At 38.3% G+C, this 21,257-nt stretch carries 21 protein-coding genes; 6 read left to right on the top strand and 15 right to left on the bottom strand.

The features are described from left to right. Nucleotides 1-87: 87 nt before the first annotated feature. Nucleotides 88-1,497, bottom strand: a complete 1,410-nt coding sequence (locus tag RUH74_RS08590; RefSeq protein ID WP_313799953.1) for an erythromycin esterase family protein — start codon at nucleotides 1,495-1,497, stop codon at nucleotides 88-90. A gap of 154 nt (nucleotides 1,498-1,651) precedes the next feature. Here RUH74_RS08590 and RUH74_RS08595 point away from each other — a divergent pair, with 154 nt between their 5' ends. Further along, a complete protein-coding gene (locus RUH74_RS08595) occupies nucleotides 1,652-2,149 on the top strand; it encodes a GNAT family N-acetyltransferase (RefSeq protein ID WP_313799878.1) in 498 nt (165 codons plus the stop codon). 47 nt (nucleotides 2,150-2,196) lie between these two features. On the opposite strand, the gene RUH74_RS08600 is transcribed toward RUH74_RS08595, so the two are convergent. Both RUH74_RS08600 and ggt read right to left on the bottom strand, forming a co-directional pair. Then, the gene (locus tag RUH74_RS08600) at nucleotides 2,197-2,523 is read right to left on the bottom strand and encodes an SCP2 sterol-binding domain-containing protein (protein WP_313799879.1); all 327 of its coding nucleotides are present in this window, start codon (nucleotides 2,521-2,523) and stop codon (nucleotides 2,197-2,199) included. Nucleotides 2,524-2,618: 95 nt separating this feature from the next. After that, nucleotides 2,619-4,388, bottom strand: coding sequence for a gamma-glutamyltransferase (gene ggt, locus RUH74_RS08605; RefSeq protein WP_313799880.1), 1,770 nt, complete (start codon nucleotides 4,386-4,388; stop codon nucleotides 2,619-2,621). A gap of 226 nt (nucleotides 4,389-4,614) precedes the next feature. On the opposite strand from ggt, the gene RUH74_RS08610 reads away from it, so the two are divergent. Further along, complete coding sequence (locus RUH74_RS08610; protein WP_313799882.1) at nucleotides 4,615-5,127, top strand: acyl-CoA thioesterase; 513 nt, start codon at nucleotides 4,615-4,617, stop codon at nucleotides 5,125-5,127. A 36-nt stretch (nucleotides 5,128-5,163) separates the two neighbouring features. On the opposite strand, the gene RUH74_RS08615 is transcribed toward RUH74_RS08610, so the two are convergent. Further along, on the bottom strand, nucleotides 5,164-5,706 hold the full coding sequence (locus RUH74_RS08615; protein WP_313799883.1) for an RNA polymerase sigma factor: 543 nt from the start codon (nucleotides 5,704-5,706) through the stop codon (nucleotides 5,164-5,166). Nucleotides 5,707-5,801: 95 nt separating this feature from the next. Continuing rightward, the gene (locus RUH74_RS08620; protein ID WP_313799885.1) at nucleotides 5,802-7,127 is read right to left on the bottom strand and encodes a polysaccharide biosynthesis protein; all 1,326 of its coding nucleotides are present in this window, start codon (nucleotides 7,125-7,127) and stop codon (nucleotides 5,802-5,804) included. 265 nt (nucleotides 7,128-7,392) lie between these two features. Between RUH74_RS08620 and RUH74_RS08625 the strand changes: the two genes are divergently transcribed. After that, nucleotides 7,393-8,724: a hypothetical protein gene (locus tag RUH74_RS08625; RefSeq protein WP_313799886.1), complete on the top strand. Its 1,332-nt coding sequence runs from the start codon at nucleotides 7,393-7,395 to the stop codon at nucleotides 8,722-8,724. A 193-nt stretch (nucleotides 8,725-8,917) separates the two neighbouring features. Here RUH74_RS08625 and RUH74_RS08630 read toward each other — a convergent pair whose 3' ends face one another. The 8 genes from RUH74_RS08630 to RUH74_RS08665 all read right to left on the bottom strand — a co-directional run bounded on the left by RUH74_RS08630 (nucleotide 8,918) and on the right by RUH74_RS08665 (nucleotide 16,429). Next, entirely contained in the window at nucleotides 8,918-10,192 is a 1,275-nt protein-coding gene (locus RUH74_RS08630; protein ID WP_313799887.1) for an L-cysteine desulfidase family protein, read from the bottom strand. An 81-nt stretch (nucleotides 10,193-10,273) separates the two neighbouring features. Continuing rightward, nucleotides 10,274-12,151, bottom strand: coding sequence for a ribosomal protection-like ABC-F family protein (gene abc-f / locus RUH74_RS08635; protein WP_313799888.1), 1,878 nt, complete (start codon nucleotides 12,149-12,151; stop codon nucleotides 10,274-10,276). 188 nt (nucleotides 12,152-12,339) lie between these two features. After that, nucleotides 12,340-12,471, bottom strand: coding sequence for an RAxF-45 family protein (locus RUH74_RS08640; RefSeq protein ID WP_313799889.1), 132 nt, complete (start codon nucleotides 12,469-12,471; stop codon nucleotides 12,340-12,342). A 421-nt stretch (nucleotides 12,472-12,892) separates the two neighbouring features. Further along, nucleotides 12,893-13,525 carry a response regulator transcription factor gene (locus tag RUH74_RS08645; protein WP_313799890.1) on the bottom strand — a complete coding sequence of 211 codons (633 nt, stop codon included), beginning with the start codon at nucleotides 13,523-13,525 and terminating at the stop codon, nucleotides 12,893-12,895. Between the two features lie 49 nt (nucleotides 13,526-13,574). Then, nucleotides 13,575-14,597, bottom strand: coding sequence for a sensor histidine kinase (locus tag RUH74_RS08650; protein WP_313799891.1), 1,023 nt, complete (start codon nucleotides 14,595-14,597; stop codon nucleotides 13,575-13,577). Further along, nucleotides 14,594-15,328, bottom strand: a complete 735-nt coding sequence (liaF, locus tag RUH74_RS08655; RefSeq protein WP_313799892.1) for a cell wall-active antibiotics response protein LiaF — start codon at nucleotides 15,326-15,328, stop codon at nucleotides 14,594-14,596. The genes RUH74_RS08650 and liaF overlap by 4 nt, the downstream gene beginning before the upstream one ends. Nucleotides 15,329-15,411: 83 nt before the next feature. Beyond that, on the bottom strand, nucleotides 15,412-16,059 hold the full coding sequence (locus RUH74_RS08660) for a PspA/IM30 family protein (RefSeq protein ID WP_313799893.1): 648 nt from the start codon (nucleotides 16,057-16,059) through the stop codon (nucleotides 15,412-15,414). A gap of 25 nt (nucleotides 16,060-16,084) precedes the next feature. Further along, nucleotides 16,085-16,429 (bottom strand): lmo0954 family membrane protein, encoded by a 345-nt coding sequence (locus RUH74_RS08665; protein ID WP_313799894.1) that lies wholly within the window; start codon nucleotides 16,427-16,429, stop codon nucleotides 16,085-16,087. Nucleotides 16,430-16,628: 199 nt separating this feature from the next. On the opposite strand from RUH74_RS08665, the gene RUH74_RS08670 reads away from it, so the two are divergent. Together RUH74_RS08670 and RUH74_RS08675 are read left to right on the top strand one after the other, a co-directional pair. Further along, nucleotides 16,629-17,606 (top strand): VanW family protein, encoded by a 978-nt coding sequence (locus tag RUH74_RS08670; protein WP_313799895.1) that lies wholly within the window; start codon nucleotides 16,629-16,631, stop codon nucleotides 17,604-17,606. A 32-nt stretch (nucleotides 17,607-17,638) separates the two neighbouring features. Continuing rightward, nucleotides 17,639-19,165, top strand: coding sequence for an FAD-dependent oxidoreductase (locus RUH74_RS08675; protein ID WP_313799896.1), 1,527 nt, complete (start codon nucleotides 17,639-17,641; stop codon nucleotides 19,163-19,165). 139 nt (nucleotides 19,166-19,304) lie between these two features. Here RUH74_RS08675 and RUH74_RS08680 read toward each other — a convergent pair whose 3' ends face one another. Together RUH74_RS08680 and RUH74_RS08685 are read right to left on the bottom strand one after the other, a co-directional pair. Continuing rightward, entirely contained in the window at nucleotides 19,305-19,439 is a 135-nt protein-coding gene (locus RUH74_RS08680) for a hypothetical protein (protein WP_313799897.1), read from the bottom strand. A gap of 68 nt (nucleotides 19,440-19,507) precedes the next feature. Further along, nucleotides 19,508-20,647 (bottom strand): DEAD/DEAH box helicase, encoded by a 1,140-nt coding sequence (locus tag RUH74_RS08685; RefSeq protein ID WP_313799898.1) that lies wholly within the window; start codon nucleotides 20,645-20,647, stop codon nucleotides 19,508-19,510. Between the two features lie 184 nt (nucleotides 20,648-20,831). Between RUH74_RS08685 and RUH74_RS08690 the strand changes: the two genes are divergently transcribed. Further along, the gene (locus tag RUH74_RS08690; protein ID WP_313799899.1) at nucleotides 20,832-21,254 is read left to right on the top strand and encodes a hypothetical protein; all 423 of its coding nucleotides are present in this window, start codon (nucleotides 20,832-20,834) and stop codon (nucleotides 21,252-21,254) included. The last annotated feature ends 3 nt before the right edge of the window (nucleotides 21,255-21,257 follow it).

The following is a 21,257-nucleotide window of genomic DNA, read 5'->3' on the forward strand; positions in this document are numbered from 1 at the left end:
AGAGCTTTAAAAGCAGTTATCAGCAAGAGTTCATTTTGCATTAAGAAAAAGCCCCTTAACGCAAGGAGCTTTTCCATTCTTCTATACTTATTTAATATACGTTGGCGCTTTTACTTTATTAATTAAAAGAAGTCCATCATATTGGTCTCTAGGAACAAAACTTTCCTCGATAATCCCCCAGCTATATGCAAAACGCGGTTCAAACATCCAAGAGCTCCCCCGCTCATTTTGGCGATACCTCATATCAATAAAAGTATTGGGACTTAGCTTGCTTCCTAATATATCTTCAATTGACCCGCTTTTTACAGGGAGAACACTCATTGGATTGCGCATATTATCTGCCGTTTCTCCACTTGCCATGTACAATCCTAACACATAGCTATATTTTTTAAACTCATCAGGTAAAAGCTCTCCCATCAGCTTGACTGGATACGGCGATCCCTGTACTTCTGAATGTGACTTGCGAATATGATCATTATGTCCCCAAACAATAAATTTTTCGTTCGGATAGACTTCAGTTGCCAGCCATATTAAATTGGCTAACATGGCTTGATCACGCCACTCCATGGATTTCAGAAATGATGTAGGATCATAGTTTACCATCTCAATATTAGATTTTATGTTAATTTCCACATATTCTTTTGCAACTCTTACCCGTTCCTTTAAAGCCCGTTCCATCAGTTTTAGGATTTGAGGTTCATCAGGATATGCTGTTTTTAACGCTTCTTCCTTTTGTTTCACCTGTGATAGTACTTGTTCATACGTTTGAATCAGACCCAATTTTGCTTTCTGATATCCCTTTAAATCCTTGCTTCCTCCCCAATTCATAAGCTGTTTTTCCGCATCAGCTAACTGTTTTGCCAATTTTTCATCCTTAAGCCAGCTTGTATCGATAAATTGTCCCTGCTGCTGAATATCAAATCCTGCTAATAGCAGCGGCTTATCCGTGTTCTGGGTTGTTTTTATGTAATCAAAAAGCGGCAGTGTCTCTTGTGCCCACCAAACACCAAAAATGGAGCCCTTCATCGCCTGCTCGGCAGATAAACGGCTGATTTTGCCTTGAACATTCATCGAATTACTTATTCCACTTTCAAAGGCTAGGACATTATATCCCATTTCTTCATGCAAAAATTGAATCAATCTTGTCTTTGCCAAGTTAAACTCTGCCACACCATGTGAGCTTTCTCCCAAGAAAACAATGCGTTTGTCATGTAGTAAAGGCTTTAGCATGTCTAAATCTTTGAATCGCTCTGCAGGAATCTTTCCATTCACTGCTGTTTCAGGCTGTATGCCAGAAAGGCTGTATGCATGATCTGTTGTCCACTTTCTCCAATCCTGGAGTGCTTCCGTAGAAGTACGTACTGATTCATTATTAACTACATACGATGATTGCTGTCTTCCTTCTCCTTCTCCTTCTGCTGCCGATGCCACATTTAATCCTGCCACACCAGTAAAGCTTGTTAAAGACATAAGTGAAAGTAAAACTAGCCTTTTCATTCGCTTTTTCCCATCTCGGATAATCAAATTCTCAACCCCAATCGAAATTTTAATATAATCATAAAATTTGAAGGTTAAAATTTTGATTGGCTTTGTTTAAAAATGGTTTAAAAATGATAGAATTGAAGAATAATTAGCAAGGAGTGGAACGCAAATGAACATAAGACTTTTATCAACAAATGATTCTAACGCATATCGAACATTGAGGTTAATGGCTTTGCATAAACACCCTTCTGCCTTTGCGTCAAGTTACGAAGAGGAAAAGGACCGATCAGCAGCCTTTTATGGAGAAAGATTCCAATCAGAAGATTCCTTTACTTTTGGCGCTTTTGAGGGAGAAAAACTTATCGGTTCTGTGACCTTGTTAAAAGAAACAAAACTAAAATTAAAGCATCGTGCTCTGATTGTAGCGATGTACGTTTCAGAAGAATGCCGGAGAAATGGCGTTGGGAAGGCATTAATTGCAGCTGCACTTGAGAAAGCAAAAGAGCTTGATGGGATTGAACAAATCTACTTGGCTGTCGAATCAACAAATGAACCGGCGAAGAACCTTTATTCCTCCTTTGGCTTTAAGGTGTTTGGTAAAGATACAAGAGCGATGAGAATTGATGATACCTATTATGATGAAGACCATATGGTTTTGTTTCTTTAAAAATAGCAAAAGGCCCAGTCAAATGGACCGGGGCTTTTGCTATTTTATTATTGGTACCTCTTAACAATCTCCTGAAGCTTCAACGCAAGTCCAATTTTCCCCTCTACCTTCAAGCCGCCCGTCATAAATGCCATTGTTGTATTTAACTCATCCTTTAACAGCTTTGAAAAGTTCTTATCAGACAGGATCAGTTTTACTTCTGGTTCATATGGAGTCCCTTCTGCAATTTCGATCCGTCCGTCCTTAAGTACAATTTGAAGTGTACCGGCCTCTTCTAAATTCACCTGAAATACACGATCTTTTTCACCCTCAATATGCACGGGATTCTCATTCATTTTTTCTGCTAAATCCTTAAGTTCCGTACTAACTGACATTCGCTTTCCCCCTAATGCTTTTATTTGTTTCTCTATTTAAAATTCAACGACGAGGGCATCGATTCCTCCATTTGAATGAATATTCACTCATTTTTTTATTTCTTATTCCCTTTTAAATCGACCCCAATGGCTGCTCCGTTCCTGCTTGAGTCTGCCACACCTTTAAACATACCATTCTGATGATCTATTAATATACTTTGAACATTGCCGATGGTGACAGGCGTTTTGCCAAATTTATGTCCCATTTGATTTAGCCTATTAATGACCTCTTTTGATATCCCTTCTTCATATCGATAAGAATCCAAGTTGTTCGTATAAATTCTTGGTTCCTCAACTGCTGCTTTCAGCTCCATGTCATATTCAATCGCATGGATAATGGTTTGAAGAACAGAGGTAATAATGGTTGCTCCTCCTGGTGAACCAACCGTTAATACCGGTTTTTCCTCCTTAAAGACAATAGTAGGAGTCATACTGCTCAATGGCCGTTTATTCGGCTGTACTTCATTTGCGCCGCCAGGAACTGCGTCGAAATCAGTTAACTCGTTATTTAGCATAAACCCATAGCCCGGAACCATTATTCCCGTTCCGAATACTTGCTCAATGGTCGTTGTATAGGAAACGACATTCCCCCATCTATCGGTAACAGAGAAGTGAGTTGTTTCCCCATATTTACGATCATTAGGCTGCTTTGTTTGATCGTAATTGGCTAATTTTGATTCATATTTCCATGGATCACCCGCTGCTGGTTTATTGTTCACTTTATTTAAGCTGATCAGCTTTTGACGTGCTTTAATGTATTCTGGGTGTAAAAGTCCATTTATAGGGACATGAACAAACTCAGGATCACCTGCATACGCTGCACGGTCAGCATAAGCTAGATGCATGGCCTCAGAAAGCAGATGATATTTTTCCCATGACTTAACATCATATTGTTGAAGATTAAAATCATCTAAAATTTTCAGCATTTGCAGAAGGAATATCCCTCCAGAGCTTGGAGGAGGCATACTGGCAATTTCGTAGCCTTGATAGTCCCCCCAAACAGGCTTGTCGATGGTTACATGATATTTTTTCAAATCCTCAGACGTCATCGAACCGCCGAAGGCTTGCACAGTTTTTGCAATGGCCTTTGCTGTGGAGCCATTATAAAAATCATCCGAACCTTTCGAACGAATAAGTTTAAAGGTTTTGGCCAGATCTTTTTGGACCAATAATTCACCTTCAAGCAACGGTTTTCCGTTTGGCAGAAAAACATCCTTAGCGGCTGTTCGAGCAAGGACCTCCTTATTATCGGCGATTGCATTAGCTAGTACCGAATCAATTGGAAACCCTTTATCAGCAAGCTTAATTGCCGGTTGTATCAGCTGCTGCAGCGGACGTGTTCCCCATTTTTCTAAAGCTGTTTCCAGTCCTTTTAAAGTACCAGGCACACCAACTGCCTTCCCTCCAGTTGCCCGTTCAGCAAATGGAATAGGCTTGCCGTTTTTATCTAAAAACATATCAGGAGTCGCTCCTGCAGGGGCACGTTCACGGCTGTTGATAATTGTCGTTTCCTTTGTTTTTCCATCATAGACCATCATAAATCCGCCCCCGCCGATACCTGACATCATCGGCTCTACGACATTTAGTGCAAATTGAATCGCTACTGCGGCATCAATCGCATTTCCACCTTTTCGCAAAACATCTGCACCAATTTCAGAAGCTAATGAATGTGCAGTTGCAACCATTCCATCCTTCCCTACATCAACTTGACTGTACTCCTTACCTTTTACATTTTTACCCTTGGCGTGACTGCTTACAGGCAAGGTTCCTGCAATCAGCAGAATACTAAATAAAACTGCTGAGCATGCTCTTATCAATCTCCTCATTTTTTTCCTCCTTATGCAGACTTGTTCTTATCTACCCTATGAAAGAGAAAAAATGGTTATGTCTCATTATCCTCTTAAAAACTATTTTGATCATAACTTCCTATATTTCAAAAGTATGAGTAACTTTTTGTTTTTGTAAATTTTCCAGCATAAATTTCCTTCTAAATCTCTGATATGTTATATTGACGAGAAATAAAATACATTTTTCAATTCAAGGAGGAGTACGATGAACGAATCTAAAAAATGCAAAGAATCCTTTGTGGTAAAAACAAGCATTGTTTTGCCGCCAGATACAAATGCTTACGGTACATTATTTGGCGGAAAGCTGATGGCTTATATTGACGATGTCGCTGGAATTTCTGCTATGCGTCATGCAAGAAAAAATGTAGTAACTGCTTCTACCGACTCGGTTGATTTCCTGCACCCCATTTATCAAGGAAACTCCGTTTGTTTAGAGGCATTTGTAACCTATACAGGCAGATCATCCATGGAGATATTCGTGAAAGTCATTGCTGAGGATTTATTGTCTGGAGATAGAAATATTTGTGCGATGTCATTCCTGACAATGGTGGCGATCGATGAAAACGGAAAGCCTACACCCGTTCCTTCTGTCATTCCAGAAACAGAAGAAGAAAAAAGCTTGTATGATTCTGCAAAAGAACGTGCAGACATCCGGAAAAACAGAAGAAAAGACAGCGAGTATAGAGCCAAAAAATACGGGATCAACCAATCCATATAGAAATCTAACGGAGCAGCCCTTCGGCTGCTCCAGCACTTACCCATTCGCCACTAGTTCCTTTACCTTCGGACGCAATCGATCCTTCGCACGTCTCATTCGAGTTTTCACTGTAGATATGGGCAAACTTGTCAAATCGCTAATCTCCATTAATGTTTGGTTGTGATAATAGAATAATAGCAGAGGATCCCGGTACATTTTCGGAAGTTCTTGGAGCGTATCAACCATCTCCTCCTGACTGCATTTATGGAGAATTAATTCCTCTGGCTGTTCAATCACGTTTTTATCTTCTGCATACAAGTAAACCTTTTCCTCCCAAAAACGGTTGGCTGATTTCTCCTTCCGCCAGTAATCCCGGCATTTATTCACCGCTATCTTAAATAACCAATTTTTCACCTTCGCTCTTTCTTCAAAAGAAGGCAATGCTAAATATGCCGAAATTAATACTTCCTGATACAAATCCTCAGCTAGCTCCTTATGCCGTACTAGTGAATAAATATAATTAAACAAAGATTTGCCATGTTCTAAAATACAAGTTTCAAAGTATTGCTCCATTGATTGTTTATGATTACAGATTTTCATTTTGTATTTCTCCTTAAAAGTTTCATCGCTCACATTAATAGACGATTTTTACTGACAAGATCCCTACACTTTTTTTAAAAAAATCTTCTATTCTATTAATGGAATCTTTTTAAAGGAGCAAGCAAAATCGTTACACCAATTTTTTTGCAAATGGTCAAGTAATGCATCAGATACAAGACAGCTGCCCCTGCATTCATTCCTATGATTACCCCATCCATTTGAAAGGCATGCATCGATCCGAGGAGATAAATGACGGAAAATGAAACAACAGTCGACCAGACAAAGTGATAAAGAGCTTCCTTCATCAGACCAATCCCAATTAAAAAGGCTTGCATCGGTATGATGAAATAGTGTAAGAGGAAAAATGGCCAAAGCATTTGTAAATATATGGCTGCATCAGGTGAATGGAAAAATATCCTCGTGATCGGCTCGGCAAAGATATAAAAGAGAGTCACTGCTGGAACTCCATAAAAAATCGTTACTTTAAACACTTGCTGGAGAAGGCTTTGTAATTTTTGATTATCTTTATCTGCATAAGCTTTTGAGACAGTCGGTATTAACATAATTAAAAATGAATGCGCGATGAATGCCGGGAAGAAGCCAACTGTCATTGCGATCCCTGCAAGCATGCCAAAATGTTCAGTAGCGACCACTCCGCTAACTCCTGCTTGTAAAAGAGCAGCCTTTATTAAGAATGGTTCAATCGCATGTGTCAGCGCATGAAAAACTCTCATTGCAGTCGTCGGAATCGATACAGCCATTAAACTGCGTCGTACCGTTTTTCCGCTCATCTCTTCATACGGCTCCTTTTTAACTTGCTGGAACTGAATAATAAACATATGAAGCAAGTATAAAAATACAACCACTTCACTGCCAATTAGCGTACAAAAGGCAATAAACACGGAAGTCTTCGTGTCAAATTGGAAAAATTGGTAAAGAAATACAAGAAACAAAAGCTGAACGAGCTTCCTTAAGAAATTATACGTAGCGATTTTCCCCATCTGGTTCTTCCCCATGAAAAATCCTCTCGTAATCGAAGAGAAAGAAACGATCGGAATAAACGCAATGACGACCCATCTAAGATACGGATGGTACTGGTCGAAAACAGTTAAAAATGGCATGACTAGCATCGCAAGCGGCATGAGAACCGCTGTGAATATCACCGTCAATTTAATTACATGATTCAGCATACTTCGGTGATACTTTTTATCTTTTTCGGCAATAAATTTAGAAATGGAAATGGGCAGTTCAAAGCTTGCCAGAAGAACGATTAGAAAAATTGTCGGCAGAATGGACATATACATGCCCAGCCCGTTTTCTCCTAATTCTCTAGCTAAAACCATATTTACTAAAAATTCAATGCATTCTCCAGCAAAAGCAGCAACCGCCAGCAACAATGTTCCTTTAAAAAATGTATTCATCCTTTCTCCCCTTATACATCTGACTCGTGTGACCGGCTTCGCTTTCCGGTACTCATTCTATATAAGATATGAGACAAGTTGTTTAAATATTTTTTTTGTTTTACTTTTAAAAGATTTATCTCAAAAAACAGGTGATTATTCGCACCCACTTCACTTATTAAATCATTCAAGTATCTATATATGTCCAAGCTATTTAGAAATCTTTGCATTTAATATAGAAAGGTCTTAAATATAATTATTTCAGCTAGAAAGGAGCGATATTCAATTGTTTAACTTTAGAAATTTATTTAGTGGTAAGTCTAGCAGCAAGCAAACGATTCAACTTCCTTCCACCCCATCAGGAAATTCCACACCTTCGTTATTTGCTTATAACGACCAATCAATTCCAGGGATCATCAATATTATTAATTACAGTGATTTGGTATCTGGAAGTGATTGGACGATAGCCATTCAGAAAGCAATAGATGATTCGAATTGGGGAGGCATTCTTTTCTTTCCAATTGGGCGATACGAGCATAAAGGAATTGTCATTACTAAGCCGCTAAACATAATCGGTGGCGGAAAATATTCAACACTCTTAGTAAATAACAGCCCAACAAATCCTGCTATTAAAATAAATCCCAATATTGAGCGAGGAACAATGAGAGATATCGGGATATTTGGAAACGGTACAAAACCGTACGGAACGGATGCAACAAGTGGAAAAGGAATTGTTTTCGGTGATAATTCTGCAGTCTGGACTTTTGAAAATGTATGGATGAGAGGACATGGCGATTGGTTTTTCTATGCGGATAGTCTTGGAAATGTGAATAATATAAACATCATTAATTGTGAATTAGAGTTTGGAAAGAAGGGGGCCATTCATCTTATACAATCAAATTATTCAAATCAAATTAATGCAATCAACATTCAAAATTGCAATATTTCTAGATTTGGAGAAAATGGACTTGAACTTTGGGGGAATTCAATAACTGTCCAAAATTCCGCTATTCAGGCATGCAAAAAATATGGGATTGTCATTGATGGAGCAATTAGTGCTCAGGGGAATTCACATGCTCAAGCCGTTCGTATTGATAATAACTATTTTGAAGGTTGCAATTTAGGGTTTGTTTTTGCTAAAGCCATTGCTTCACCTGTTTTCCGATATATTTTTTCTTTATCTATTACAAATAACTATGGGGACTATAAAATAATTGCTGGGGATAAGGTAGATACTTCAACTGTTTCAGTAGTCGAGATCCAAGCTCCTAACTTTTATGCTTATGACAACCTTCAAATTTCTTCATTTATGTATATAGGTAATTCATTCGGCAAAGGGGATGCGAAAAATATTTTAAATGGGAATAATGTTTTAAGTTATAATAGCATCATTCAACGTTCCGTGAATACAGCGTCTGAGCTCCCATATTTTATTAATTTAGGCAGAGCAAGCATGCTTGATATAACAGGAGGAGTCTTTACTTCAAATGAGCGCCCTTTTTATGGGACAATCGGTATGATGATTTATGATTCTACTTTAGGTAAACCGCTATGGCTTAAATCATTAAATAATAATGGCGCTGGCGTATGGGTTGACGCTACCGGAAAAATTGTCTAAATATTTAAGAATGAATAAAATGGGCAGCTATATTTTTTTCTTCCTGGTCAACATGCGGTTAGAATCATTAAGTGAGTCCAGCAATCCTTGGGCTCATTTAATGATAACTACTAAGAATGGAAAAATTAGTAGAGCGGAGCATTCTCCCAATCATTGAAAATAGCCGACAAGTATGCCGGCCACCAACCTGTATTTATTTCTCTAACATCAATTTCAAAATCATCTCATCTGTTTGTCTTGTTCCTTCATTTCCGAGCTTACAAAAGCTTTCAATGCTTTTCTCGACATCATCATGAATGAATCCATCTGTGGAGCTGATTTCTTGATGGTTCAATGCTAGCAATGCTGATTGGACTGCTACATTCGAACAGGTTGAAACCTTCATCGCACAGCCTGCCTTTGCCCCATCACAAATCATTCCCGAGACATTTCCGATTGTATTTTGAACAGCTGCCTTCACTTGCTGAATTCCCCCATCAAGCAAATAAACAATCGCTGCACTTGCTCCCATTCCAGCAGCTGTTACGCCGCATAAAGCAGATAAACGTCCAAATTTTGATTTAATGTGTATCGTGATTAAATGGCTAAGTGCAACTGCGCGAATCATTTTTTCCTCTGATACTTGCAGCTTTAAAGCAGCTGCAACAACAGGCAATGTTACGGCAATTCCTTGATTCCCGCTTCCCGTATTTGCCATGACTGGAAGGGTAGAACCTGCCATTCTTGCATCAGACCCTGCTGCAGCAAGTGACATGGCTGCTGTCGCCAAATCATCTGACAAGATCTCCTTTTTCACATTATCCTGAATGGTTTTTCCAACATTTAAACCATAATTACCGGATAGTCCTTCCTTCCCAATAGCCTGATTTAATTCAATACTCTTTTTTACAAGTGTTAAATCATCTATATCTGTATGAAGAACCCAATCATATATTTCATCTATTGTAAGCTCTTCAAGTTCTTCTTCATCCGTTTGGATGCCAATATTTTCACAACCGCCAAGGAAGACCGCTTTTCCATCTACTTCAATTAAAGTAATATTGCTATGGTTATCAGAAATAACCACCTTACAAATCTGCTCCTCTGTTTCAACAATAACCTCAATATAAAGCCTTTTAGGCGTTTCCGCTTGTCCTGCAGTGACCTTTCCCGCTTCAATTAGCTTGATGGCACGCAGTTCATCTTCTTTTGTAAGCCCATCTAACACTTCAAGTTTTTTTGAGGCGTCACCAGCAACTGCCCCAAGTGCAGCCGCAAAATCTAAGCCCTTTCCTGTCATTCCTGGAATTCCGACAGATTTAGCATTCTTAATAATGTTTCCGCTGGCCTTCACACAGATTTTTTCTATCGTTCCCTTAATCTGCCCTTTCGCAGTTGCTGCAGCAAGAGCAATTGCTACTGGCTCCGTACAGCCTAATGCGACAACTAATTCTTTTTCTAATATAGACAATATCTTATTCTTTTCCACTTGCCCCCACCTGCTTCTCTTTAAAATACACTTATCAAAAATTTTAACATAAACAATGTGGGATTTTTCAAAAAAATATATTTACAGCCATTCCTCCAATTGTTGATACAGTGCTTCTCTTCTATTCTCCAAATCCTCTTTTTTCTTAAATAAATTTTGCAGATTTTCTAAAGTCTCTTCAGATTCCATTTCTGCCTCTACTAACAACAGGTCTGCTTCTAGTTCTTCTATTAAACTCTCCAATTCAATCACTTTCTTTTCATTGCTTCTTTCTTTTATTTCTGGTTCTTCAAACACCTTTTTTATAGGACTTTCTGGAACAATAACTTTCCTTTGTTCATTTAGCTTATTCTTAGCCCAGTTATAATCCCCTGCAAAAAAGTGAACTTTTTTATCATCGATCCAATAAATTTTCCGAAAAATCCTATTAATAAAGTACCGGTCATGAGAAACTGCCAATATTGTTCCTTGATAATCCTCAAGTGCTTCTTCTAAGACTTCTCTTGATTCGATATCTAAATGATTCGTTGGCTCATCCAAAATAAGAAAGTTAATATCTTGATACATAAGCTGTGCTAAGCGCAGCCTCATTCTTTCCCCGCCGCTTAATTGCGAAACTTTCCTAAAAACTGCATATCCGTAAAATAAGAAACGTGCAAGAATATGGCGAGCTTCCCCTTCAGTCACTGGTACCTCATCACGGAACGTCTCGATGACAGATTGATCCCTTGCTTCAGCAAAAACATGCTGAGAAAGATAGCCCACCTTCACATTGCTTCCTCGCCTTACCTCTCCTTTATCCGCTTTAATCTCATCAAGAATCATTTTTATCAAGGTTGATTTACCTGTCCCATTATCGCCAACAATGACCGTTCTATCTTGAAACTGGACATGCATATTCACATCCTCAAAAAGCTGATGGCTGCCAAAGGACTTGGACACTCCCTTCATATAGACAACATCTTTCCCGCTTCGATCGGTCGAATCTAAATCCATATTCATCTTTTTACGATTGATGATTGGGCGGTTTAGTTTCTCCATCCGTTCAAGCGCCTTCTCCATGCTGCGTGCTCTTCGATGAAGGCCTGCATTTGGCGGATTTGCCTGATTGGCCCACTCTTTTAACCGTTTAATCGTTTCTTTCATCTTTTTTATTTTTTTCTGCTGTTCTTCATACTGCTGGAACTCTCTTAAAAGCCTTTCCTCTTTTTCCTTTACAAATCCTGAATAATTGGTATGGTAAATCGTTAATTCACCATCCTCAAGATCAAGAATTTTATTAGCTGTCTCGTCTAAAAAATACCGATCATGTGAGATAATCACTACTGTTCCATCATATTCTTTCAAAAACCCAGCTAACCATTCGACAGCTTTTATATCAAGATGGTTGGTCGGCTCATCTAACAAAAGAAGATTTGGACTTTTAAGCAGCATTTGACCAAGACAAATTTTAGTTTTCTCCCCGCCGCTTAACATGTTAAAATCCTTATTTAATAACTCGGCGATATTTAGCCCATTGCTGATTCGGTCGATAAAAGCATCCATTTCATATCCATTTTGGAGAGTAAACTGCTCTTGAAGCTCACCATATTTATTGACTAACTTACGCAATTTTTCAGGTTTGTTTTCCTTAGCCATCTCTTTCTCTACCTTTTTCATTTCTTCTTCCATTTCCACCAAAAGTAAGAATGACATTTTTAATACGTCTATCACTTTCATCCCTTGAGGATAGCTGGGTATTTGTTGTAAAAACCCAATTTCACACCCTTTTCGCCAATGAACCTGACCTGAATCAGGCGTTTCAATACCTGCTAATAGCTTGAATAGCGTTGTTTTCCCGGTGCCGTTCCTGCCTACTAAACCAATTATATCCTTTTCATGTATTTCAAAGGAAAGATCCTCAAATACAGAATTTCCACCGTACATTTTTCCAAGCTTTTGTCCGCTGCATGCTATCATTATTTATTCCTCCGTTTATTCATTTAATTGAAACAAAAAAAGACCATAGGAATGCATCATCCTATGGCCCAGAGGAATAGAAAAGGAGAGCATAAAGAAGCCCTCCTTCTCCCATTCCTTATAGTAAGATTGTCATAAAGGAAGTTTATTCTCCCTCATGTACAACATAAGTGGGTAAAGAGATGTTCTCACTGTTTTGTTTTCATTATGCTATTGCTAAAAAAGGGCACACGTATCCCGTTAAAAGCAGCATCATGAAAAATTGCACGGCAAAGATATAAATGTTTCATTTCTTCACGTGCAAAAACAGCTTGACTCATCCCTTCTCCACCTCCATTTCAAATTAGTTACGTATATTTTAATATTTCTGCCATTCAAAATCAACAAATTTCCAATTATCAGTGCAATTAATAATTTTTATCGATCTATTCATATTTTCAGCAGGTAGATTAAAATTGGTTAAATCAGCAGCTCTCCTACTATAAAATAACTAATTACAAAGACGTGTTCCTAGCAAAAGTGATGGTATTTTTATCCAAACTATTTCTTCACCTAATTATAACTGTCTATCCCACACGAACAAGACCCACCAAAGTGTCCACGGACGGTGCCAGGCACCGTCCGTGGACACTCTTCTAGCTATGTTTGAACATGAATTAAAATGCACTTTTTAAGTTTGTCCAAAATAAAAAAGAGCTACAATTTATTTTAGCCCTTTCACCCTTCAATTATTTACTTTTCCTATTCAGCCAGTGAATGTTTAAATGCATAAATTACTGCCTGGGTGCGATCCTGTACTTGTAGTTTACTAAGAATGTTACTAACATGTGTTTTAACTGTTTTTAACGCAATAAATAGCTCATCCGCTATCTCTTGATTAGTCTTTCCTTCAGTCATTAACAAAAGGATTTCCATCTCCCGGCTTGTCAGCTCTTCATGCGGGAGCTGCTGTGTTTTCTGTCTCATTTTCACCATCATTTTTCCTGTTACCTCTGGCTCAAGTACAGATTGGCCATGATAAGTGGAACGGACCGCATCGGCTATTTCACTAGCTTTCGATGTTTTTAGCATGTAGCTGGTCGCTCCTGCTTCAAGGGCAGGATAGACCTTTTCATCATCTAAAAAGCTTGTGACAATAATGATCTTTGCTTCTGGCCACTGCTCAATAATATTTCTTGTTGCCTCGATTCCATCCATTTCCTTCATTACTAGATCCATAAGGATAATGTCGGGACGTAATTCAAGAGCCATTTCAATAGCCGTCTTCCCATTATCCGCTTCCCCTATGACTTCTATATCCGGTTGAGCAGACAAATAAGAAGAAACGCCAATTCTCACCATTTCATGATCATCCACAAACAATACTTTAATCAATTAGCCTCACCCTCTCCTCTTGTATATTATCGTGTTTAGACATTCATTCCTAGATGATAGGCACCTTTACCTCAAGACGTGTGCCATTATTTTTCAAACTAATAATTTTCAGCGTACCGCCAACCTCAACAGCTCGCTCATACATATTTTGCATTCCATATGAGCCTGCTTTTGCTTCCTCTACATCAAAGCCAATGCCATCATCGACCACTCTCAAAATTACAAACTCGTCTCTCTTAATGAGGAGTACCTCAAGTGTTGTTGATTTAGCATGTCGAAGTGTATTGGATACTGATTCCTGTAGAATTCGAAAGAGATGGTCCTCAATCCCTTTATCTAAAGGGAAATCCTCTATCTTCCATTTTATCTCCATCGTCACTTTCTGTGATAATTCAATTAATAACTCTTCAATTCCTTCCTGTATCGTCTTTCCCTTTAATGCTACTGGTCTTAAATGAAGTAAGAGTGCTCGCATTTCCAGCTGGGATTGATGAATCATTTCCTCTACCATTTTCAACTGCTTTGTTTCTCTGTCGTCTGTCCTAGACTTTGCTTCATTGATCGCGGACATCATCATGGATGCGGCAAAGAGCTGTTGGCTAACGGAATCATGCAGTTCTCGAGCTAAGCGGTTTCTTTCCTGAGAAATGATCTCCTGCATTCGGTTCTCGATGTCCTCCGCCTTTTCCGTTGCTAGCTTCTGCGAAAGCTTTGCCTGCTCAGCAATTTGTTTATGAATTTTCTCTACCCTTGTTGCAATTGTTTGAATTTCAGAACCTGTATTTATTTCACCTAATTCAAGCTGCCTTCCTTCTTCAATCTGATGAAGCCAGCTGTCGATAGATTGAATTTGTTTTTTCCAGCGAATACCTGATGTTAATCCAAAGAGAATACCAATGACTATGCTTAAACTTGGAACAAATATGATAAACGGAATATCCATGACGTCCGTTTCCCATAATGAACGCCAGTCAGCGAGCGGAAATCGAATAAAAAAGAAGATGGTGAACGACACACAAATCAAGATAGAAAGTCCCGCTCCCCAAATCATTTGACGCTGAACTGTACTCATACCCGCTTCACCTCTAAATCACCAACAAGCAATGAGGTAAAGATTTTGATTCGCTGTTCAGCCTGATTAAATCCTGGTGTCTGAATATGAACAGATTGATTAAATATTTTTGTTTCTTGAAAATCAAAAATTTCTGTTGCACCTGCAATAACAGAATGGTTGACACTCACTTCCACATCATATGGAACGAGAACATGGATATTACCAACAAAGTTCCGAATAAAAATGACTGTTTCACCTTTTGGCAATACCGTATAGCTAAAGTCGATGATCGTATCTCCAATTCCAGCTTGAATATTTATATCGCTCCACTCATATCCGTGTTCAGGTGTTTTTTGCTGTCCAAATAATTGATTGGAGAATAGGGATTCCTTTTTAATCACTGGTTCTTTTTCAATTGACGGACTAGGCTCCTTGATTATAGGTTTCAAATGGGCGGGATTCCGTTTCGATTGCACAAATTGTATGAAGAAATGCAATAGAATCGCCAACAGAAAAAACTTTAAAGTCATCATGTTAAAAATATTAATAATTAAAAAGATAAGTCCGAACCAAAACAGGAGCTTTCCAGATGTTTTTGGCATCCTCTTTCTCCCGACGTAAATCATACCGATCGACACGAGAAGGGAGAAAATCAAGCCCCGGTTAAAAAAGAAAAATTCCAAAAGTAGAACGATAATCCCTAGTAAAACAATCCAACTAACATACTCACTTTTTACTTTGTTTAACATCGGACTTCCTCCCTTCTACGAAACCTTACTTGATGCCAAAAAGGCGCAGCTTTCCTACGCCTTTTTAGAATAACATGTTTTCCTTATGAAATAGAATGAGTTTCTTCTTTTTTCATTTCTTTTTCTAATTGAGCGATTCGGGCATCAATTGTATTTCGATAATAGGAACTGTTTACTTGATGCTCAAGGCGGTCAAGATAAGACTCAATTTCCTGGAATCGGGAGACCGATTCATTCGAATATGAATGATTATCAAGCACCTTGTTCATTCGATTGTTCGCACGGGTTACATTTTCTCTGCCCATTAATTCCATGCGGCGAATATGCATATCCTTCAATTTATGTTTCATTTCTTCATATTTTCTTTCCAGCTCAGCAAGCTGCTGCACCGTTTGGTCTAAAGTCGCTTTTAAACGAGACGCTCGCTCCTCGTATTGCGCTTGCTCATTGGCTGCAAAAACATAAAGTTCCGTTTCTCCGGCCTTCGTCGCAATTTCAGCTTGACGTTTGCGTTTGCTTGCTACCTCATGTGCATGATTGTATTCGCGAGTAAATTCCTCTTTAAGCTGATATTGGCGCTCTAACAGCTTTCTCACCTTTTCAGTCTCTGCTTCACATTCACGTAAGTATTGGTTTAATAACGCTATTGGATTCTTTTTCTCCTTTTGATCTAATACTTCATTTAAATCTGCTAATACCGTATTTTTAATGCGTGTGAATAAGTTTGCCATTCTTTTTCTCTCCTTACTGATTATATTAGTATTTGTTCATTTCTGCCCATTGCTTTTCAAAGTTGACAAATGGATCCCTTTCTTCAACTATGACTGATTTAGAGGTATTCCATTTTTTATATACAAGGTAAAGTACGTATGCAGCTGCGATCCCTAAGATTGCTGGGATATTTGAAGCGGAAGCCATCAGTGCAATAAATCCGATGATTCCCCAGCCAATCTTACCTAAAGTTGACTTTTCTTTTATAAACTGTTTGAACACAACGTATAGGATTGCTACGCTAATCGCTAGCCCAATCATTGGGCCTAGATTCGACAACAGCACGATTGCTGCTATTCCTCCTGCAATTAGTAATCCGAGTTTTTTCATTTTCGATTCCTCCTTTCTTGATTTCATCTTACCTTGATTCCTATCTCCTTATAACGAGCCAGAGCTTTATTTTCATCTAGGACCTGAGACGTATCACATATAAGACTAACTTTTTTATAGAAGGAATTGATTAATATACCAATCAACCACATGAAAACAACAGACCCAATCCATACTAACTTTGGAGGTGTAAGAACAGATGAATTCAGCTTGGTTTTTTGGGTTATTGCTAATGATTCAGCCTATCAATCCTCCTGAACGTTTAATGATTGAGAATCAAGGCGAAATGATTACAAGCATAAACCGGAGTGACTACACTTTGTCTTTTCCAGGTATCCCATTAATTGATCTTAAAAAATACAATGCGTTTATCGAGGAGTTGGATGAACAAACCTACAAACCGCCCAAAAATGCTTATATAAATAATGTTGGAAAAGTAATTGAGGGAGAACCGGGCAGAAAATTATATCGTAAAGCATTTAATGACTTGTTCTATTCCTATTTTTATAAAACAAACGCTTTAAGAATTGAGGTTCCCATGCTTCCCATTTACCCGAAAATAGACCGCGACCTATTATTGCGTATCAATGTAAAGCAAATTGGCCAATACGTGACTTATTTCAATCGTAATAATACAGCGCGCAGCCATAATATTATCCTTGCATCTGATGCCATTAATAATTATGTAATCTTCCCAGGTGAAAAGTTTTCCTTCAATCAAGTAGTTGGAAAAAGAACGAAGGAACGAGGATATATGCGTGCACCCGTAATTGTAAGAGGGGAATTATCAGAAGACATTGGGGGAGGGATATGCCAAGTATCCTCTACTCTTTTCAATGCCGCTGATCGAGCGGGATTGAAAATGGTAGAACGTTACTCACATTCAAAAAAGGTCCCTTACGTACCGCCAGGAAGAGATGCAACTGTCAGCTGGTACGGTCCTGACTTTAGTTTTGTTAATGAATATAGTTTACCTATACTCATCCGCTCAAAAGTCTTAGGTGGACAAATGATTATACAAATTTATTCCTCAGACGAGATTGATTACGAACCACGTCTAGTACCAAGTACCAAAAAAGCTCCTCATCAAGAAATACAAAGTGATAAGGAAACGTTCAACAAGATTTCCTCCTTTCCTTTGTATTTGTATACAAACGTTTTGGATAGGGAAAATTAAGGATAAAATGCTTTTATTAAAGGAGGAAAAAAATGACATCTACTCACGAAATGCCTCAATATCCAGAGTCTTACTGGAGAGAAATAAACCTGCCATCATTTGAAAAACTAACCGAACACACATCTGTTGATATTGTCATTGTTGGTGGGGGGATTACAGGAATCACTGCCGGATATTTACTAATTAATGAGGGATTCAAGGTTGCTATTTTAGAAGCTGGAAGTATTCTTAGCGGAACAACAGGTCATACAACAGCAAAAATTACTGCACAGCATGGCTTGATATATGATGAATTAATCAAGCATTTCGGGCTAGAAAAGGCAGCTTTATACTATAACTCTGCAAATGAATCTTTAGAATTTATTCGAAATACGGTGAAAGAAAAAGAAATTGATTGTGATTTTAGCCAGGAGGATGCCTTTATATATGCTACATCTGATGAGTATGTACAAAAAATAGAAACAGAATTAGAGGCATATGAAACGATTGGCATTAACGGAGCATTAGTAGACGGAATTCCTTTTAATATTAAAACAAAAGCTACATTAAGCATGAGGGATCAAGCCCAGTTTCATCCGCTTAAATATTTAGAGCGTTTAGTACAGGATTTCGTAAAAGCAGGAGGGATTATTTACGAGGGCACAACAGCAACAGATATTGGGGAAGGCGACCAACCTGTAGTCATTACTCGAGATGGACACCGAATAAAATGTAAGAACATTATTGCTGCTTCTCATTTTCCTTTTGTTGATATGATGGGGTTTTATTTTGCTCGTATGTATCAAGAACGTTCGTATGTTCTTGGTGTTAAGGTCCAAGAGGAATTTCCCGGCGGCATGTATATTAGTGCAGATAACCCAACCCGCTCCTTAAGATATACACCATACAAAGATGGTAAGTTAATTCTTGTCGGCGGGGAAAGCCATAAAACAGGGCAAGGAATCGACATGATGAAACACTACGAAACACTAGAGACCTTTGCCAAAGAAACGCTTGGTATTACTGATTTTCCATACCGTTGGTCAACACAGGATTTAATCACCCTTGATAAGCTTCCATATATTGGTCAAATCACAAAACAAAAGTCTGGCATCTATGTCGCTACTGGCTATAGAAAATGGGGAATGACGAATGGAACTACAGCTGCTTTGCTATTAAGAGATCTGATTATCGGGGCTGACAACCCGTATACGGAGTTATTTGACCCAGCGAGATTTCAAACAGACCCTAGTTTAAAGAAAGTTATTTCTATAAATACCGATGTTGCCAAGCATTTAATAAAAGGCAAACTTGAAACAGTATCTAAAGAACCTAGCGACTTGAAAAACGATGAAGGCTCGGTTGTCATGATAAATGGAAAACGGGCCGGTGCATATAAGGATAAAGAAGGCAAGCTTTATTTGATTGATACAACATGCACCCATATGGGCTGTGAAACCGAATGGAATGCTGGCGAGAGAACATGGGACTGTCCTTGCCACGGATCACGTTTTTCATATGACGGCAAAGTATTTAATGGCCCTGCAAAAAAACCATTAAAAAAGATTGATTTAGAATAGGAAAAGCGGATGCGCCTTGGTCATCGCCGTACAAACTGGAAGTCTATTCTCTTATTCAAAAGTTATAAACTTCTGATACGGAAAAATAAATAGAAAAATCCTCTTTTGTATAACAGAGGATTTTTCTTATTTCATAATACTATTCTTGTCGTCGATTTTTTTGTTTATCATCGCTGCCGGTTGTAAACTCCACTAATTCAGCGCTTGTTCGATTGCCTTTTTTCACATTTTTATTGCGTTCAGCATTGGCATTGCCTTGTTTTTGTCTGCCCATTGTACCTCTCCTTTTTCACATGATCAAAGGTAGTATGAGCGGCTAAATGGCTCCTTATTCATTAGAAATTATTTTTGACCTGGATCAACAATCTTTCCGCCCCGCATAACCTTTTTTGCTGCTTGAATGCCGATCTCATTCGTAAATTTCTTCAAGTCTCTTTCTTCCCTTTCAGTAACAAGAGAAATGACCGTCCCTTTTGCCCCAAATCTGCCAGTTCTTCCAGAACGGTGAACATATTGCTTTAGATCTCTTGGGAAATCCATATGGACAACATGTGTCACCCCTTGGATATCTAACCCTCGAGCAGCAACATCCGTTGCAAGCAGCATATTCGTTTTTCCCGATCGAAAGTCCTTTAAAGAATGTTGGCGTTCAATTTTATTTAAGTCACTGTGTAAAGAACTAGAAGGAATTTTATTAAAAGTAAGCTTTTCAGACATGACTGTTAAATTTCCAATATCTTTAACAAAAACAAGCGCTTTTAAATCAGGAAGTCTTGAAATCTTCTCAAGCATCTTAATTTTGTCTCTCTGCTCTGCCACAAAGTAGATGTGGTCAACTGCAGCGGCATCAATTGTCTCATCCTTTTCAACACGAATCACTTTTGGATCGCTCATTAATCCCTTAGCCAGCTTTTCTGTTTCCTTTGGAAGTGTGGCTGAGAAAAGAACAACTTGACGCTCACTTAATGTAGATTTAATAATGCTTCTAATTGTATCTACATGCTCTGGTACTAGCAGCTGATCCCCTTCATCAAGGATAACCGTTCTTACCTCATGCATTTTAAGCTTCTTTTGTTTGATTAGTTCAAGCATTCGGCCTGGGGTACCTAATGCAATATGCGGATGTTTTTTTAATTTCTCTAGCTGTCTTTTTACGTTTGCTCCGCCAATAAAAGAAGCAGCTCTGATCCCACTGCCCTCCCCCCATTTCTGAATTTCCTGCAAAATTTGCATCACAAGCTCTTGTGAAGGCGCAATAATAACAGCCTGAACGGCCCTTTTTTCCACCTCAAGCTTTTCTAGTAAAGGAAGCAGATAAGCAAGTGTCTTTCCTGTACCAGTTGGTGATTCTGCAATCAGGTCATTGCCTTCTATTGCGGCAGGAATGGCCTTTGTCTGTATAGTTGTTGGCTGTGTAAACTCTGACTTTTCCCAAACCGCTTGAATAAATGGCTGCAGTTCGCTAATTAATGAATGTGTCATAAGTATCTCCTTTATTTCATCTAAATGATTGAATCATGCATCTATGTATTAGTTACTAGTATCCTCAAAAACGAGTTTCGTTATTGATACTATCTTATGAATGAATAGATGTCTAGTAGCTTATTCCTTCAATTCCATTTCATAATAAGATTCATTTTGGTCATATTATGGATGAGGTGGTGTTTTGATAAAAAAGATTGCTTTTGCTGTTTTAATCGCTTTTTTTATTTACACTTCACACACTCCTGCTCAAATGAATGAAGCCATTCAGCTTTATGATATCGATCAGGAAAAAGTGATAAAAACCATTACGATGAACGCCATGATCCGAAAAGATTCAGAAATAATACTTCAAGGAGTTAATGATATATATAAGAAATTTAACCCTCTTCCAGATAAGGGCCTACTAGTGAAAATTCCATTGGATCCAGCTATTCAAGTGAAAAATCAATGGATGAATGCATTAGTGGATGAATTGATTATTTTTTACCCTGAGGAGGAAGAGCCCTTCATCTTAGTGTATGATGATGAAAATAACACATATTTTTTTTCAGTTGATAGTAAAGTTATTGCGGAACATTTATTCGTATTATTATTTTCTCATTAAAAA

It is taken from the genome of Cytobacillus sp. (assembly GCF_032154635.1).
Taxonomy (GTDB): domain Bacteria; phylum Bacillota; class Bacilli; order Bacillales; family Cytobacillaceae; genus Cytobacillus.